Here is an 882-nt window from a genome sequence, read left to right as displayed (position 1 = left end):
ACAAATGATCAATGCACCATGATCTTTCTGATCTCGAATCAAACGCCCTACGCCCTGCTTCAAAGTGATCACCGCATCGGGGATTTGCACTTCAGCAAACGGCTCACCACCACGCAATCGACAATCTTCAATTCGGGCTTTTAGCAGCGGATCATCCGGGGCAGTAAACGGCAATTTGTCGATGATAACACAGCTCAGTGCGTCACCTCTAACATCGATCCCTTCCCAAAACGCCCCCGTCGCCACAAGCAAAGCGTTACCCAGCTCCATAAACTCTGCAAGAGTCTTTTGCTTGCTCATTTCACCTTGCATAAGAACCGGAAGATCCAACACCTCACGGAACTTCTCTCCCAACTCACGCATCATGCTGTGAGAAGTACATAAGAAGAAACAACGACCGTCATTTTCTTCAATGACTGGTGCTAACATTCTCACCAATTTGTCCGCTAAACCTGGGCTGTTTGGCTCAGGAAGATAACGAGGCACACAAAGGCGAGCCTGCTTTTCATAATCAAATGGCGATGGCAGCGAAAACTGTTGTTTAGGTTTTAAGCCGAGACGATCGGTAAAGTGCTTAAAGTCACCAGAAACCGCAAGCGTTGCCGAGGTGAAGATCCACGCACCTTGCTTGATTTCAATTTGTTCATGGAACTTATCTGCCACCGATAACGGAGTAATATGCAAAGTAAAATGACGCGGTGACGTATCGTACCAGTAAGAGTAGCCGGTGATGTCAACATCACACACACGCTCGATTCGACCTTTGATCAAGTTCGCACGCTCAAAAGCCGTATCTAACAATTGGCTGCGACCAAGTGCCAATTTGAGCACATCAATCGCCAGATCTAGGCTGTCAGTTAAACGAACCAATTCGCGCTTGAT

1 protein-coding gene is annotated in these 882 nt (G+C 47.5%); it reads right to left on the bottom strand.

Annotated elements, in window-relative coordinates:
- A partial coding sequence (locus tag R8O10_RS24305) for an ATP-dependent DNA helicase (protein ID WP_318191829.1) occupies positions 1-882 on the bottom strand: 882 nt, incomplete at both ends.

This window comes from Vibrio sp. 1727, from assembly GCF_033344415.1.
Lineage (GTDB): Bacteria > Pseudomonadota > Gammaproteobacteria > Enterobacterales > Vibrionaceae > Vibrio > Vibrio alginolyticus.
Note: the sequence above shows the minus strand (reverse complement) of the source record. Positions and strands in the feature narration are given on the sequence as shown.